At 43.1% G+C, this 14,140-nt stretch carries 17 protein-coding genes; 15 read left to right on the forward strand and 2 right to left on the reverse strand.

Annotation, left to right across the window (positions count from 1 at the left end):
• Nucleotides 1–103 precede the first annotated feature (103 nt).
• From I2E70_RS06670 to I2E70_RS06700, 7 genes are all read left to right on the forward strand, one after another.
• Entirely contained in the window at nucleotides 104–382 is a 279-nt protein-coding gene (locus I2E70_RS06670) for a DUF2129 domain-containing protein (RefSeq protein ID WP_003013098.1), read from the forward strand.
• Nucleotides 383–491: 109 nt separating this feature from the next.
• The gene (locus I2E70_RS06675; RefSeq protein ID WP_023918808.1) at nucleotides 492–1,649 is read left to right on the forward strand and encodes an ABC transporter substrate-binding protein; all 1,158 of its coding nucleotides are present in this window, start codon (nucleotides 492–494) and stop codon (nucleotides 1,647–1,649) included.
• Between the two features lie 81 nt (nucleotides 1,650–1,730).
• Nucleotides 1,731–2,600: a branched-chain amino acid ABC transporter permease gene (locus I2E70_RS06680; protein ID WP_021153669.1), complete on the forward strand. Its 870-nt coding sequence runs from the start codon at nucleotides 1,731–1,733 to the stop codon at nucleotides 2,598–2,600.
• Nucleotides 2,601–2,603: 3 nt separating this feature from the next.
• Complete coding sequence (locus tag I2E70_RS06685; protein ID WP_003008278.1) at nucleotides 2,604–3,551, forward strand: branched-chain amino acid ABC transporter permease; 948 nt, start codon at nucleotides 2,604–2,606, stop codon at nucleotides 3,549–3,551.
• Entirely contained in the window at nucleotides 3,551–4,315 is a 765-nt protein-coding gene (locus I2E70_RS06690) for an ABC transporter ATP-binding protein (RefSeq protein ID WP_195424127.1), read from the forward strand. Before I2E70_RS06685 ends, I2E70_RS06690 begins: the two co-directional genes overlap by 1 nt.
• Nucleotides 4,315–5,025 (forward strand): ABC transporter ATP-binding protein, encoded by a 711-nt coding sequence (locus tag I2E70_RS06695; RefSeq protein WP_003008277.1) that lies wholly within the window; start codon nucleotides 4,315–4,317, stop codon nucleotides 5,023–5,025. Before I2E70_RS06690 ends, I2E70_RS06695 begins: the two co-directional genes overlap by 1 nt.
• A 448-nt stretch (nucleotides 5,026–5,473) precedes the next feature.
• Entirely contained in the window at nucleotides 5,474–6,130 is a 657-nt protein-coding gene (locus I2E70_RS06700; RefSeq protein ID WP_003005183.1) for a CBS domain-containing protein, read from the forward strand.
• A gap of 42 nt (nucleotides 6,131–6,172) precedes the next feature.
• On the opposite strand, the gene I2E70_RS06705 is transcribed toward I2E70_RS06700, so the two are convergent.
• Nucleotides 6,173–7,060, reverse strand: coding sequence for a YitT family protein (locus I2E70_RS06705; RefSeq protein ID WP_049491214.1), 888 nt, complete (start codon nucleotides 7,058–7,060; stop codon nucleotides 6,173–6,175).
• Nucleotides 7,061–7,209: 149 nt separating this feature from the next.
• Here I2E70_RS06705 and tmk point away from each other — a divergent pair, with 149 nt between their 5' ends.
• The 8 genes from tmk to I2E70_RS06745 all read left to right on the forward strand — a co-directional run bounded on the left by tmk (nucleotide 7,210) and on the right by I2E70_RS06745 (nucleotide 12,987).
• Entirely contained in the window at nucleotides 7,210–7,848 is a 639-nt protein-coding gene (gene tmk / locus I2E70_RS06710; protein WP_021153665.1) for a dTMP kinase, read from the forward strand.
• Nucleotides 7,845–8,738, forward strand: a complete 894-nt coding sequence (locus I2E70_RS06715; protein ID WP_049491212.1) for a DNA polymerase III subunit delta' — start codon at nucleotides 7,845–7,847, stop codon at nucleotides 8,736–8,738. Before tmk ends, I2E70_RS06715 begins: the two co-directional genes overlap by 4 nt.
• A 9-nt stretch (nucleotides 8,739–8,747) precedes the next feature.
• Nucleotides 8,748–9,068, forward strand: coding sequence for a DNA replication initiation control protein YabA (gene yabA, locus I2E70_RS06720; protein ID WP_003005416.1), 321 nt, complete (start codon nucleotides 8,748–8,750; stop codon nucleotides 9,066–9,068).
• 2 nt (nucleotides 9,069–9,070) lie between these two features.
• Nucleotides 9,071–9,928 carry a 16S rRNA (cytidine(1402)-2'-O)-methyltransferase gene (rsmI, locus tag I2E70_RS06725; RefSeq protein WP_155124708.1) on the forward strand — a complete coding sequence of 286 codons (858 nt, stop codon included), beginning with the start codon at nucleotides 9,071–9,073 and terminating at the stop codon, nucleotides 9,926–9,928.
• A 17-nt stretch (nucleotides 9,929–9,945) separates the two neighbouring features.
• The gene (locus I2E70_RS06730; protein WP_155124709.1) at nucleotides 9,946–10,527 is read left to right on the forward strand and encodes a GNAT family N-acetyltransferase; all 582 of its coding nucleotides are present in this window, start codon (nucleotides 9,946–9,948) and stop codon (nucleotides 10,525–10,527) included.
• Nucleotides 10,511–11,002 (forward strand): methylated-DNA--[protein]-cysteine S-methyltransferase, encoded by a 492-nt coding sequence (locus I2E70_RS06735; protein ID WP_155124710.1) that lies wholly within the window; start codon nucleotides 10,511–10,513, stop codon nucleotides 11,000–11,002. The genes I2E70_RS06730 and I2E70_RS06735 overlap by 17 nt, the downstream gene beginning before the upstream one ends.
• A 5-nt stretch (nucleotides 11,003–11,007) precedes the next feature.
• Nucleotides 11,008–11,361: an arsenate reductase family protein gene (locus I2E70_RS06740; protein ID WP_003013024.1), complete on the forward strand. Its 354-nt coding sequence runs from the start codon at nucleotides 11,008–11,010 to the stop codon at nucleotides 11,359–11,361.
• Between the two features lie 84 nt (nucleotides 11,362–11,445).
• The gene (locus I2E70_RS06745; RefSeq protein WP_049488524.1) at nucleotides 11,446–12,987 is read left to right on the forward strand and encodes an ABC-F family ATP-binding cassette domain-containing protein; all 1,542 of its coding nucleotides are present in this window, start codon (nucleotides 11,446–11,448) and stop codon (nucleotides 12,985–12,987) included.
• A 299-nt stretch (nucleotides 12,988–13,286) separates the two neighbouring features.
• Here I2E70_RS06745 and I2E70_RS06750 read toward each other — a convergent pair whose 3' ends face one another.
• On the reverse strand, nucleotides 13,287–14,132 hold the full coding sequence (locus tag I2E70_RS06750) for a peptidylprolyl isomerase (protein ID WP_118095442.1): 846 nt from the start codon (nucleotides 14,130–14,132) through the stop codon (nucleotides 13,287–13,289).
• Nucleotides 14,133–14,140: the final 8 nt, after the last annotated feature.

Consider the following 14,140-nt stretch of genomic DNA (forward strand, 5'->3'; position numbering starts at 1 on the left):
GAATTACCGATTTCTGTCCCACTCTCTTTTTTGCTCTCATAAAAGAGTAGTTCTTTTTCTTGAAATTTGATATACTAGTAACAGAACGAGAAAGGGATTGACCATGTTTGAGAAACAAGAAAGAACAGGCTTAATTGTTAAATTGTATTACAATCGAGACGGGAAAAAATTACAATCTGTCGGAGATGTCTTGTACCATTCTAAGAAATGCCGTTATGTCCAATTGTATGTGGACAGCGACAAGGCCGATCAAGTCATGGAAGACTTAAAGAAAGAACGTTATGTCAAAAAAGTCTTGCCTTGCCATCTCAAAGATTTAGATACAGATTTTGTGGGGAGTTTGCAACGATTGGAGACCCCATCTGTGGTCACAGAAGGTTAGAAAACGCAATCATTTGATGGATTGCGTTTTTTTTTATTGACAATTGTCAGATAATTCGGTATATTCTTAATGTATTTATTTTAAGATTCATTTAAGGAGATCATTACAAATGAAGAAAAAATTTGCTCTTTCATTTTTAACCATTGCAAGTGTCGCTCTTCTTGCTGCTTGTGGTGAAGTTTCTACTTCAGGTTCAAACACAACTGGTAACGAAATCGGCAAAGAACTAAAAGTCGGTTTTAACTTTGAAAAAACTGGTGAAGTAGCAGCCTACGGTAGCGCTGAACAAAAAGGTGCTCAATTGGCCGTTGATGAAATCAACGCTAAGGGTGGAGCTGACGGTAAGAAGATTGTTGTCACAGATAAAGATAACAAATCTGAAACAGCTGAAGCAGCTACAGTCACTACAAACCTTGTCACTCAATCAAAAGTGAACGCTCTTGTAGGACCTGCGACTTCAGGTGCTACTGCAGCAGCGGTTGCCAATGCTGGTAAAGCAGGTGTGCCATTGGTTACACCATCAGCAACTCAAGATGATTTGACAAAAGGTCAAGATTACCTTTTCCGTGCAACCTTCATCGATAGTTTCCAAGGAAAAATCATTGCCAAATACACAACTGATAACTTGAAAGCGAAAAAAGTCGTTCTCTACTACGATAACTCATCTGACTATGCGAAAGGGATTGCTGAAGCCTTCAAGAAATCTTACAAAGGTGAAATCGTAGCAACAGAAACATTCCAATCTAAGGATACAGACTTCCAAGCTGCTCTTACAAAAATCAAAGATAAAGACTTCGATGCGATTGTTCTTCCAGGTTACTACACAGAAACTGGTAAGATCGTAAACCAAGCGCGTGGTATGGGAATCAAACAACCAATCATTGGTGGGGATGGATTTAGCGATGCTAAGTTCGTTGAACAAGCAACACCTGCTGCAGCTACAGATATCTACTACGTAGCTGGATTCTCTACTGAAGGTGAAATGACTGATAAAGCCAAGAAATTCGTAGAAGCATACAAAGCGAAATACAATGAAGAACCTTCAATGTTCGCAGCTTTGGCTTATGATTCAGTTTACATGGTTGCCGAAGCATCTAAAGGTGCTAAGAACTCTGTCGAATTGAAAGATAACCTTGCGAAGTTGAAAGACTTGGAAGGTGTGACTGGTACAATGTCAATTGACAAGAACCACAACCCGGTTAAATCAGCTCTTATGATTGGCTTGAAAGATGGTAAAGTCAAATCTGTTGAGTCTGTTAAACCATAATTATCATTTGTTGTTTGTACAAGAGGCTGGGAGAATGAAAATTCCTGGCCTCGCTCTTTATTGTTAGAAAGGATGGTTCAAATGCTCCAGCAATTAGTGAACGGTCTAATCTTGGGAAGTGTCTATGCACTCTTGGCCCTTGGTTATACCATGGTGTATGGAATTATCAAATTGATCAACTTTGCCCATGGGGATATCTACATGGTAGGTGCCTTTATGGGATATTTCTTATTGAACTCATGGAAAGTGAACTTCTTTGTAGCCTTGCTCCTAGCCATGGTTGGGACAGCTATTTTAGGGGTTGTAATTGAATACCTGGCTTATCGTCCGCTTCGTCATTCGACTCGGATTGCAGCCTTGATCACAGCCATCGGGGTTTCCTTCTTGCTCGAATATGGGATGGTCTTCTTCGTCGGTGCCAATACCCGTTCCTTCCCGCAAGTGATTAAAACGGTTCGTTACAACTTCGGTCCTATTTCAATCTCCAATATTCAGTTGATGATCTTGGGAGTGTCTGTTTTCTTGATGGTCGCTCTTCAATTTATTATTCAAAAGACAAAGATGGGGAAAGCCATGCGGGCTGTATCTGTCGATAGTGATGCTGCTCAATTGATGGGGATTAACGTAAACCGTACGATCAGTTTTACCTTTGCTTTGGGATCTGCCTTGGCAGGTGCTGGTGGTGTCTTGATTGGTTTGTATTACAACTCGATCGAGCCTCTGATGGGGATGACACCAGGGATCAAAGCATTTGTCGCAGCCGTTCTTGGAGGAATCGGAATCATTCCAGGTGCTGCCCTAGGTGGATTTGTTATCGGTTTGTTGGAAACCTTCGCTACAGCGATCGGTCTTTCAGACTTCCGTGATGCCATTGTGTATGCCATCTTGATTGTGATCTTGCTCATCCGTCCAGCAGGTATCCTCGGTAAAAATGTGAAAGAGAAGGTGTAAGCCATGAAACAAAATTTAAAAGTGAATTTAGTCTGGCTTGGTCTTTTGGTCGCAGGTTTTGCCTTGATCCAAGTCTTGGTTGCAGCGGGTGTGCTCAACCTCTTCTATATCCAAATTTTAGAACAAATTGGAATTAATATTATCCTTGCAGTTGGCTTGAACCTCATTGTTGGTTTCTCAGGTCAATTCTCACTCGGCCATGCCGGATTTATGGCGATTGGTGCTTACTCTGCAGCCATTCTTGGTTCCAAATCACCAACCTATGGGGCTTTCTTTGGCGCGATGGTTTTAGGTGCTTTGATTGCTGGTGTCGTTGCCTTGATCGTTGGGGTTCCAACCCTTCGTTTGAAAGGGGACTATCTCGCGATTGCGACACTTGGGGTTTCTGAAATCATCCGGATCTTGATCGTTAATGGTGGTACTCTAACAAATGGTGCTGCTGGGATCCTTGGTTTGCCAGCCTTTACAACTTGGCAATTGGTTTACCTCTTTGTTGTAATTACAACGATCTTTACGATTAACTTCTTACGCAGTCCAATTGGACGCTCTACCCTTTCTGTTCGTGAAGATGAAATCGCAGCAGAATCTGTTGGGATCAATACGACCAAAGTCAAAGTCATTGCCTTTGTATTTGGTGCGATCACAGCAGCGATTGCTGGATCTCTTCAAGCTGGCTTTATCGGTTCTGTTGTTCCTAAAGATTACTCTTTCACCAATACTATTAATGTCTTGATCATTGTCGTTTTCGGTGGTTTGGGATCGATGTCAGGAACAGTTGTGGCAGCCATCGTCTTGGGGATCTTGAACATGGTGCTTCAAGACTTCTCAAGCGTCCGTATGATCATTTACTCATTGGCTTTGATTCTCGTGATGATCTTCCGTCCAGGTGGTCTTCTTGGAACATGGGAATTCAGCTTGAAAAAACTACTCTCAAAAAAGGAGGCTAACTAATGGCACTTCTTGAAGTAAAAAATTTAACAAAAAACTTTGGTGGTTTGACAGCCGTTGGGGATGTGACCATGGAACTCAATGAAGGGGAATTGGTTGGTTTGATCGGACCCAATGGTGCCGGTAAAACAACCCTCTTCAACCTCCTAACAGGGGTATATGAACCAAGTGAGGGGACCATTACCTTAGATGGTCAGCTACTAAATGGTAAAGCACCTTATAAAATCGCTGCAGGTGGTCTGGGACGGACTTTCCAAAATATTCGTCTCTTCAAAGACTTGAGCGTTTTGGACAATGTCTTGATTGCTTTTGCCAATCACCACAAACCACATGTCTTTGCCAGTCTTTTCCGCTTGCCAAGCTATTACAAGAATGAAGAAGCTTTGAAAGCAAAAGCTCTTGAATTGTTAGCCATTTTTGGTTTGGAAAAAGAAGCAGATACCTTGGCCAAAAACTTAGCTTACGGACAACAACGTCACTTGGAGATCGTTCGTGCCCTTGCGACAGAGCCAAAAATCCTCTTCTTGGATGAACCTGCTGCAGGGATGAACCCTCAAGAAACAGCAGAATTGACCCAATTGATCCGTCGCATTCAAAAAGAATTCAATATTACGATCATGCTAATCGAGCACGATATGAGCTTGGTCATGGAAGTAACCGAACGGATTTATGTATTGGAATATGGTCGCTTGATTGCCCATGGTACGCCAGAGGAAATTAAGAATAACAAACGCGTAATCGAAGCCTATCTAGGAGGTGAAGCCTAATGTCTATGTTAAAAGTTGAAAATCTTTCTGTACACTATGGCATGATCCAGGCTGTCCGTGATGTCAGTTTCGAAGTCAATGAAGGAGAAGTTGTTTCTCTTATCGGTGCCAATGGTGCTGGGAAAACATCTATTCTTCGTACCATTTCAGGTTTGGTGCGTCCAAGTGCTGGGAAAATCGAGTTTTTGGGGCAGGAGATTCAAAAGGTTCCGGCTCAAAAAATTGTAGCTGCTGGACTCTCTCAAGTTCCAGAAGGCCGCCACGTCTTTCCAGGCTTAACCGTTATGGAAAACTTGGAAATGGGAGCTTTCTTGAAGAAAGATCGAGAAGAAAATCAAGCCAACTTGAAGAAAGTCTTCTCCCGTTTTCCACGTTTGGAAGAGCGGAAGAACCAAGATGCAGCAACCCTATCTGGTGGGGAACAACAAATGCTAGCAATGGGTCGTGCACTTATGTCGACGCCAAAACTCTTGCTTCTGGATGAACCTTCTATGGGATTGGCCCCAATCTTTATCCAAGAAATCTTTGATATCATCCAAGATATCCAAAAACAAGGAACAACCGTTCTCTTGATCGAGCAAAATGCCAACAAGGCCCTTGCCATCGCAGACCGCGGTTATGTTTTGGAAACAGGGAAAGTCGTTCTTTCCGGAACAGGAAAAGAACTCTTAGCCTCAGAAGAAGTCCGCAAGGCTTACCTTGGTGGATAAGTTTTCTAAAGTTTGTTTGAAAGGAAAAGTTAGCTAAACCTTTCTTCGGATTGCTGACAAAGATAATTTAGAAACTTTCCTTAGGTGAGTATGGACGTCAGCGAACTTCGAAGAAGTTCCATGACTTAGTTTTGAAACTAAGGTTTCAAAACTCCCGAGTACTAGAAACATTAATGTTTCTAGCACTTTTCTCACGGCGGAAAGTTTCAGTATACTCCCAAATGATTCAAAAAATAGCATAATTTCTATTATGAAGAATTATTAATCTTATATTATAGGAAAGATAGTTTGAACATGTTCGAAAGAAAGGTCCTGAAGACCTTTCTTTTTTCATCTTTCTTGTTTGATTTTTCTAAATTTTGAAAACAAGAGAAAACTGCTGAAAGCGTTTGAAATCATTCTTAAAATCAAGTATAATAAAACTAATAAAAGCATAGGAGAACTTGTTATGGCTGTTAAAGATTTTATGACACGTAAAGTGGTTTACATTAGTCCAGATACGACAATTGCCCACGCGGCAGATTTGATGCGCGAACAAGGTTTGCACCGTTTGCCAGTCATTGAAAACGATAAATTGGTTGGGTTGGTGACAGAAGGTACGATTGCAGAAGCAAGTCCATCTAAAGCAACAAGCTTGTCTATTTTCGAGATGAACTATCTGTTGAACAAGACTAAGGTTAAAGATGTCATGCTTCGCGATGTCATTACCGTCTCTAAATTTGCGAGCTTAGAAGATGCGACCTACCTCATGTATAAGAACAAGGTGGGAATTCTTCCAGTCGTGGACAATGACCAAGTATCCGGTGTCATCACAGACCGTGATATTTTCCGTGCTTTCCTTGAAGTATCCGGTTATGGAGAAGAAGGAGTTCGTGTTCGCTTTGTGACAGAAGATAAGGTTGGCGTTCTAGAACAAATCATTCACTTGATTGTAGAAGAAGGGTATAACATCGCAAATACAGTCAATATCCCAACAAAAGACGATCGTGTGGTTATCGAAGTCCAAATTGATGGGGTGACAGATCTAGAAGGAATCCGTAGTAAATTTGAAGCCAACGGTTTGAAAGTCGATGAAATCACTCGAACAACCGCAAAAGCTATTTAATAAAAAAATCAGGCTGGATGACAATCCAGTCTGATTTTTCTATTAACGGTTAATGGGTTGTTTTTCTTTATCTAAAGTAAAGCCTTCGCCGAGAATTTCATGGGCTTCAGAAATGGTGATGAAGGCGAATGGATCGATCTGATTGATGATGTCTTTCATTTGTTTCATCTCATTCCGCGAAACGACACAGTAGACAATATCCAGGTCCTTACGGCTGTAATAGCCCATCCCGCGGATAAAGGTAATCCCGCGACCCAGATCGTCAGATACCTTTTTGGCAATTTCTTCTGGTTTAGAGGTAACGATAAGGAAGCCTTTTCCAGCAAAACCACCTTCTCCAATCAAGTCGATCACAAGGGTGTCAATCAGGATAAAGAAGAGGGTATACATAGCTGTGCGGACATCTTGGAAGACTACGACAACAGTTATCAGAACAATGGCATCGACAATCAACATGAGTTTTCCCATGGTGAGGGAAGTGTATTTGTTAAAGATGCGAGCGAGGATATCTGTTCCTCCAGTGGTTCCTCCAGCATTGAAGATAATCCCTAGCCCCAAACCAAGGACAACCCCTGAGGCGATACAGGCAAGCAGAATATCTCCTTTAAAGGCGTTAAAGATGAAGTGATGGTAGCGGTGGCTGAGGGGTATCGCTTCAAAAATCGCCATCCAAGCGGAAACCGAGAAAGTCCCCAGTAAGCTCAGGTAAAGAGATTTCTTGCCCAGCAGTTTCCAAGCCAGAATGAAAAGAGGGATATTGATCAGCAAGTTCATGATGGATACGGGGATTTTGAAGAGGTAATAGGTGATCAAGGTAATCCCTGTTGCTCCTCCTTCATAGAAGTGAAAGGGAATGACCAAAAAATAGATCCCAAACGAAAAAATGCCGGCCCCCAAGATGATAGCCAGAATATCTTTAAATTTAAACATGATAGGTTGTCTCCTAAAACTTTATAAGATCATTGTAACAAAAAAGTGAAAAAATGAAAATGACTTTGAAAAATTTTCTCTCCTAAAATACAAGATTTTTACCCTTATTTTTGGTAAAATAAAAAGAAGAAAAACAGAAAGAGGATACTATGGTAAACGGTACATTAATTTCATTTGAAGGTCCAGAAGGAGCGGGGAAATCATCGGTCCTAGAAGCCGTTTTGCCTCTACTTGAAGAAAAAGGAATTCCTTTTATTACAACCCGTGAACCAGGCGGTGTAGACATTGCAGAAAAGATCCGCCAAGTCATTTTAGATCCAGACCATACTCGTATGGATGCTAAGACCGAGTTGTTGCTTTATATTGCTAGTCGCCGGCAGCATTTGGTGGAACGTGTCTTGCCAGCCCTTGCAGCTGGGAAGATTGTCTTGATGGACCGCTTTATTGATAGCTCGGTCGCTTATCAAGGGTATGGTCGCGGTCTGAGTGTGGAAGATATCGAGTGGCTCAATCAATTCGCGACAGATGGTCTTAAACCAGATCTCACCCTTTACTTTGATCTGGATGTTGAAGAAGGGCTCGCCCGAATTGCCAAAAACCAAGAGCGGGAAGTCAATCGTTTGGATTTGGAAGGTTTGGAGCTTCACCAAAAAGTCAGACAAGGTTATTTGGCCTTGTACGAAAAGGAACCAGAGCGCATTGTGAAAATCGATGCCAGTCAATCCTTTGAAGCAGTCTTTGCGGATGTCTTGGCTGTTTTAGAAAATCGCTTGGGGATATTGAAATGAAGCTAGAAGAGATCCAACAGCTCCAGCCAGAATTGGTGGAGCGCTTCACCCAGATCTTGGAACACAAACAGCTCAGTCATGCTTATCTCTTTACGGGTTCTTTTGCCAGTTTTGAGATGGCCCTCTTGCTAGCTCAAAGTCAATTTTGCGAAGATTTGCAGGGAGTCTGGCCTTGTGGCAAATGCCGTTCCTGCCGCTTGATTGAAGAAGAAGAATTCTCAGACGTAAAGATCGTGCGTCCAGTCAACCAAATCATTAAGACGGACCGCATTCGCTCGCTCGTTCAAGACTTTTCTCAATCAGGATTTGAAGGAAGTCGGCAGGTCTTTATCGTCCAAGATGCGGATAAGATGCATACCAATGCGGCCAATTCTCTCTTAAAAGTCATGGAGGAGCCCCAGAGTGAGATCTATCTCTTCTTGTTGACTTCCGATGAAAACTTGATCTTACCGACCATCAAGAGTCGGGCCCAGCAGGTCCATTTTCCTAAAAAGCAAGCCTACCTAACCGAACTGCTAGAAAAAGAAGGCTTGATCAAATCACAGGCAAATTTAGTAGCTCGTTTTAGTTTTAGTCTCGAAGAAGCAGAGCAACAAAAAAAGAATGCTACATTTTTTGAACTGGCAAAAGTTTGTGATCAGTTCATCGAACGTTGCCAATCCAATTTGAATCGTGCTTATTTGGAAGTGACCCGCTTAGTGAGCCTAGCAGATGATAAGGAAAAACAAAGCCAGGCCTTTCGTTTGATGGAGTTGGCTTTAGAAGAGCAGTTGCGCTTGAGTAGATCTCAGCAGTTGCTTGAGAAATTGAGTCTTGCTCGCAGGATGTGGAAGGCCAATGTTTCTTTTCAAAATGCTCTAGAATATATGGTTTTGAGCTTAGAAAGTTAAGGAGTCAGAATGAATAAAAAAGAATTATTTGATGCTTTAGACGGCTTTTCTCAGAATTTGTTGGTCACCTTGGCTGAAGTCGAAGCCATCAAGAAAAATTTGAAACAAGTCATCGAAGAGAATACAGCTCTTCGCTTAGAAAATGATAAATTGAGAGAGCGTTTGGGGGAAGTTGAGAAGACTTCATCCGCAAAGTCACAACACCATGGCCGTGAAAATTTGCAACGTATTTACAACGATGGTTTTCATATCTGCACTTATTCCTACGGTCAACGCCGTGAGAACGATGAAGAGTGTATGTTTTGTGACGAGTTGTTATTTAGGGAGTAAGCATGCAGATCCAACGAAGTTTTAAAGGGGAAAAGAAAACAGGGGTGCTTTACCTGGTCCCAACACCGATCGGCAATCGGGAGGATATGAGTTACCGCATGGTCCAGACCTTAAAGGATGTCGACTTGATCGCAGCTGAGGATACTAGAAATACTGGCCTCTTGCTCAAGCATTTTGAGATTGCGACGCCCCAGACTAGCTTTCATGAGCACAATGCCATGGAGAAAATTCCAGATCTAATCGCCTATTTAGAATCCGGAAGGGATGTGGCGCAAGTCTCAGATGCAGGACTCCCTAGTATCTCTGACCCCGGTCATGATTTGGTCAAGGCAGCGATTGAACGAGAGATTCCTGTCGTAGCTGTTCCTGGTCCTAGTGCAGGTATAACTGGTTTGATTGCCAGTGGCCTAGCCCCTCAACCTCATATTTTTTATGGATTTCTGCCTCGCAAAGAGGGGCAACAGAAGGCCTTTTTCCAAGAAAAAGTGGCCTATCCGGAGACTCAGATCTTTTATGAATCGCCTCATCGAGTGAAGGCAACCTTAGAGAATATGTTGGCTGTCTATGGGGATCGTCCTGTCGTCCTGGTTCGTGAATTAACCAAGATCTACGAGGAATATACTCGCGGCAGTATTTCTGAGTTAGTCGCATTTCTGGAAGAAAATCCTCTCAAAGGGGAGTGCCTCTTGATTGTCGAAGGAGCCAAGGAAGAAGAGCTAGACCTAGAAGAGGTCGACTTGATCCAAGAGATCGATACCTTGGTCCAAGAGGGCATGAAGAAAAATCAAGCAATTAAACAGGTCGCCAAACAATACGGCCTGCAAAAGAGTGAGCTCTATGCTCGTTACCATCAAGACTAGGAAAGGTTGGAAGCAGGATGGAAATTAGAATGGCTTATCCCAATGAGATCAAGCGAATTATGGAAATCATCCAAGATGCCAAGGAAAGCCTGGCTCAAAGACAGGTCGACCAGTGGCAGGATGGCTATCCAAATGAAGAGATCATTTTTGAGGATATTCTAGAAAGTCGTGGCTATGTGGCAGTTGAAGAACAGGAAGTCGTGGCCTATGCAGCCGTCCACAAGGGAAATGAAGCGGCCTATAATGAGATTTACGATGGTAAGTGGGAGCATGACAACTATATGTATGTTACTTTTCACCGTGTCGCTGTAGCCAAAGAAGCTGCTGGCAAAGGGGTGGCTCAGACCTTCCTTCAAGGTTTAATCGAAGGGGAAAAAGGACCGGATTTCCGTTGCGATACGCACCCAGATAATCTGGTCATGCAACATTTGCTTGAAAAATTGGGCTACCATTATTGTGGGAAGGTCCCTATTGATGGAGTCCGTCTGGCTTATCAAAAGATCAAACGAAAAGCAGAAACCAGTCTATTCCAAGTGGTCTCAGAAGAGGACCGCTGGGACCAAAGAGCAGAAGCGGCCTACAATGATTCTCTATCTTAAACAATTTTATGAAAGCCCTATAGGGCTTCTTTCGATCGTTGTCAGTGAAGAAGGCCTTGTAGAGCTTGATTTTTATGATCCAAAAGAGAAGGCACCTGATCCCTATGGAGCGCTGGAACAGGTCCATCCCTACCATGAGAAGGTGAAGGAGTGGTTGGATCACTATTTTGCTGGGGAGCCAATCGCTATCAGCTTTCCACTAGCACCGCAAGGGACAGCCTTTCAAGAGCGGGTGTGGCAGTTATTGCGAGAGATCCCATATGGTGAGACCAAGACCTATGGCCAACTTGCCCAGGATCTTTCTTGTGGTTCAGCCCAGGCCGTGGGACAGGCTGTCGGACGCAATCCCTTGACGATCTTAGTCCCTTGTCACCGTGTGATGGGAAAAGATGGACAACTGACGGGCTACGCGTCTGGACTCGATCGCAAACGCTGGCTCTTACAACACGAAGGAATTACCTGGAAGGAGAAGTGAAATCGATGTATACCTTTATTGAATACCCAAAATGTTCGACTTGTCGAAAGGCTAAATCAGAATTGGATGGTCTCCAATGTGAGTTTCAAAGCCAAAACATCGTCACAGAAACACCGACTAGCCAAGAATTGCAAGACTGGATGGCAGCATCTGGCCTACCGATCAAGTCTTTCTTCAATACTAGCGGAATGAAATACCGGGAACTCGGTTTGAAAGATAAGGTGGATCAACTGACAGTGAAAGAAGCGGCGGATCTCCTTGCTTCAGACGGTATGCTGATCAAGCGGCCTCTACTTGTCAAAGACGGAAAAGTAGTTCAAGTGGGCTACCGGAAACCGTACGCAGACTTAGGTTTGTAAAAGAAAAGGGAGTTGGGCTCCCTTTTCATTTTGCAGTGAAGATGATATAATCATACGAGTGAAATCAATGAAAGAGAGTCAAGCATGAGTATTTTAGAAGTTAAAAATTTGAGCCACGGTTTTGGGGACCGGGCGATTTTTGAGGATGTGTCCTTCCGTTTGCTAAAGGGAGAGCATATCGGTCTTGTCGGGGCCAATGGTGAAGGGAAATCGACCTTCATGAGCATCGTGACCGGTAAGATGCAACCAGACGAAGGAAAGGTGGAGTGGTCTAAGTATGTGACGGCAGGTTACTTGGATCAGCATTCGGTCTTAGAAGAAGGACAAACAGTTCGTGATGTCTTACGGACCGCTTTTGATGAGTTGTTCACAGCTGAAGCTCGCATCAATGACCTCTATATGGCCATGGCGGAAGAGGGAGCCGATGTCGATGCTCTGATGGAAGAGGTTGGAGAACTCCAAGAGCGTCTAGAAAGTCGTGATTTTTATACCTTGGATGCCAAGATTGATGAAGTGGCGCGTGCTCTTGGGGTCATGGACTTTGGCATGGATACAGATGTGACCTCCTTGTCAGGTGGGCAACGGACCAAGGTCCTCTTGGCCAAACTCTTGCTAGAAAAACCAGATATCCTTCTCTTGGACGAGCCAACCAACTACTTGGATGCAGAGCACATCGATTGGCTTAAACGCTATTTGCAGAATTATGAAAATGCCTTTGTCCTCATTTCACACGATATTCCATTCTTGAACGATGTGATCAATATCGTCTACCATGTGGAAAATCAGCAGTTAACCCGCTATTCAGGAGACTACTACCAATTCCTTGAAGTCTATGAAATGAAGAAATCGCAATTGGAAGCAGCTTATGAACGCCAGCAAAAAGAGATTGCTGATTTGAAAGATTTCGTAGCCCGCAATAAGGCGCGTGTGGCTACACGGAATATGGCCATGTCTCGTCAGAAGAAGCTGGACAAGATGGAACTCATTGAGTTACAAAGTGAGAAACCAAAGCCATCCTTTGAATTTAAAAATGCCCGGACTCCTGGACGCTTTATCTTCCAGGCTAAGGATCTTCAGATTGGCTATGACCGTCCTTTGACCAAGCCTTTGAACCTAACGTTTGAACGCAATCAAAAGGTAGCCATCATCGGAGCCAACGGGATCGGGAAAACCACTCTCTTGAAGAGCTTGCTTGGAATCATCCCTCCGATCGCTGGAGAAGTCGAGCGTGGAGACTACCTAGAGCTTGGCTATTTTGAGCAAGAGGTCGAAGGGGGCAATCGCCAGACACCGCTTGAAGCAGTTTGGAATGCCTTTCCGGCTCTCAACCAAGCAGAAGTCCGTGCCGCCCTTGCTCGCTGTGGTTTGACCACCAAACATATCGAGAGCCAAATCCAGGTGCTATCCGGTGGAGAGCAAGCCAAGGTACGCTTCTGTCTCTTGATGAACCGTGAAAACAATGTCTTGGTACTAGATGAGCCGACCAACCACTTGGATGTGGATGCCAAAGATGAATTGAAACGGGCTCTGAAAGAGTACAAGGGATCGATTCTCATGGTTTGCCACGAGCCAGATTTCTATGAAGGCTGGATGGACCAAATCTGGGACTTTAATGAATTGACGTAAAGACAAAAAGAGAACCGTTTGGTTCTCTTTTCAGATTCTTCTTAGAAACTTTCCTTAGGTGAGTACGGACGTCAGCGAACTTCTGAGAAGTTCCATGACTAATTATTGAGCCTAAGGTCTCAATAATTCCGTGTGCCTGAAACAAATCTGTTTCAGGCACTTTTCTCACGGCGGAAAGTTTCAGTAGATGAATGACATAAATAATTAGAATTCATTTTTTTACCAATGAATCTATTAGCTAATTTTATGTAAAATGTTTATCAATATCTTAAAAAGAGAACCTCTCGGTTCTCTTTTCATTATTTCTTGAAATTGTAGTCTTTTAAGATCTCGATTTTCTCGATCTTGATATCTGTTTTTGGTTTGTCCTTATCATCGGTTTCGGCAGAGGCGATTTTATCCACCACATCCATGCCATCGATCACTTGGCCAAAGACAGTGTAGTTACCACCATCGAGGGTTGGATTTCCACCATTTTTATAAGCATCGATGATCTTAGCTGGGAAGCGATCAGTTGGGAGTTTACTTGAAATATCATCCTTATTTTGGTTGATATAGAATTGACTGCCATTGGTATTTGGACCAGAATTGGCCATGGCAAGGGCTCCACGAAGGTTGTAAAGGTATGGAGAATACTCATTCTCAAAACCAGTACCTGAATCTTTGGATTTGTCTTTGCCCTTCCAGATGGATTCGCCACCAGTACCATCTCCCTTAGGATCTCCAGTTTGGATCATAAAGTTGTTAATGACACGGTGGAAAAGTAAGCCATTGTAGTAGCCTTCTTTTGCATGGGTCAAGAAGTTTTCAACTGCAAGGGGCGCATATTTAGGGAAGAGCTTCACAGTGATATCGCCTTCAGTTGTTGTGATTTTAACCTCTGCTTCGTCTTCAGCCACATCAGTTGAGAGTTGTGGGAAGACGGCATTTTCATTGGTCATGGCATCGTTAAAATCTTTGCGCAGTTGTTCTAATTTCTTTTGTTCTTCTTCAATTTTCTTTTGATCTTTTTCACTAGAGCTAGAAGTTGCTGTTTGCTCTGTCTTTTCTTTGCTTGCACTTGAAGAGCTAGCGTCTGTCTTATTGGACGAACAAGCTGTCAAAGCCAAGCCGGAAAATAATAGTAGTGCGATTAATTTTTTCATATTCTTCC

Source organism: Streptococcus parasanguinis (assembly GCF_015556095.1).
GTDB lineage: Bacteria > Bacillota > Bacilli > Lactobacillales > Streptococcaceae > Streptococcus > Streptococcus parasanguinis_Q.

What these genes read in the sequence shown, in the direction of transcription:
- I2E70_RS06670 (WP_003013098.1), top strand. Translation starts at nt 104, where the DNA reads ATGTTTGAGAAACAAGAAAGAACAGGCTTAATTGTTAAATTGTATTAC.
- I2E70_RS06675 (WP_023918808.1), top strand. Translation starts at nt 492, where the DNA reads ATGAAGAAAAAATTTGCTCTTTCATTTTTAACCATTGCAAGTGTCGCT.
- I2E70_RS06680 (WP_021153669.1), top strand. Translation starts at nt 1,731, where the DNA reads ATGCTCCAGCAATTAGTGAACGGTCTAATCTTGGGAAGTGTCTATGCA.
- I2E70_RS06685 (WP_003008278.1), top strand. Translation starts at nt 2,604, where the DNA reads ATGAAACAAAATTTAAAAGTGAATTTAGTCTGGCTTGGTCTTTTGGTC.
- I2E70_RS06690 (WP_195424127.1), top strand. Translation starts at nt 3,551, where the DNA reads ATGGCACTTCTTGAAGTAAAAAATTTAACAAAAAACTTTGGTGGTTTG.
- I2E70_RS06695 (WP_003008277.1), top strand. Translation starts at nt 4,315, where the DNA reads ATGTCTATGTTAAAAGTTGAAAATCTTTCTGTACACTATGGCATGATC.
- I2E70_RS06700 (WP_003005183.1), top strand. Translation starts at nt 5,474, where the DNA reads ATGGCTGTTAAAGATTTTATGACACGTAAAGTGGTTTACATTAGTCCA.
- I2E70_RS06705 (WP_049491214.1), bottom strand. Translation starts at nt 7,060, where the DNA reads ATGTTTAAATTTAAAGATATTCTGGCTATCATCTTGGGGGCCGGCATT.
- tmk (WP_021153665.1), top strand. Translation starts at nt 7,210, where the DNA reads ATGGTAAACGGTACATTAATTTCATTTGAAGGTCCAGAAGGAGCGGGG.
- I2E70_RS06715 (WP_049491212.1), top strand. Translation starts at nt 7,845, where the DNA reads ATGAAGCTAGAAGAGATCCAACAGCTCCAGCCAGAATTGGTGGAGCGC.
- yabA (WP_003005416.1), top strand. Translation starts at nt 8,748, where the DNA reads ATGAATAAAAAAGAATTATTTGATGCTTTAGACGGCTTTTCTCAGAAT.
- rsmI (WP_155124708.1), top strand. Translation starts at nt 9,071, where the DNA reads ATGCAGATCCAACGAAGTTTTAAAGGGGAAAAGAAAACAGGGGTGCTT.
- I2E70_RS06730 (WP_155124709.1), top strand. Translation starts at nt 9,946, where the DNA reads ATGGAAATTAGAATGGCTTATCCCAATGAGATCAAGCGAATTATGGAA.
- I2E70_RS06735 (WP_155124710.1), top strand. Translation starts at nt 10,511, where the DNA reads ATGATTCTCTATCTTAAACAATTTTATGAAAGCCCTATAGGGCTTCTT.
- I2E70_RS06740 (WP_003013024.1), top strand. Translation starts at nt 11,008, where the DNA reads ATGTATACCTTTATTGAATACCCAAAATGTTCGACTTGTCGAAAGGCT.
- I2E70_RS06745 (WP_049488524.1), top strand. Translation starts at nt 11,446, where the DNA reads ATGAGTATTTTAGAAGTTAAAAATTTGAGCCACGGTTTTGGGGACCGG.
- I2E70_RS06750 (WP_118095442.1), bottom strand. Translation starts at nt 14,132, where the DNA reads ATGAAAAAATTAATCGCACTACTATTATTTTCCGGCTTGGCTTTGACA.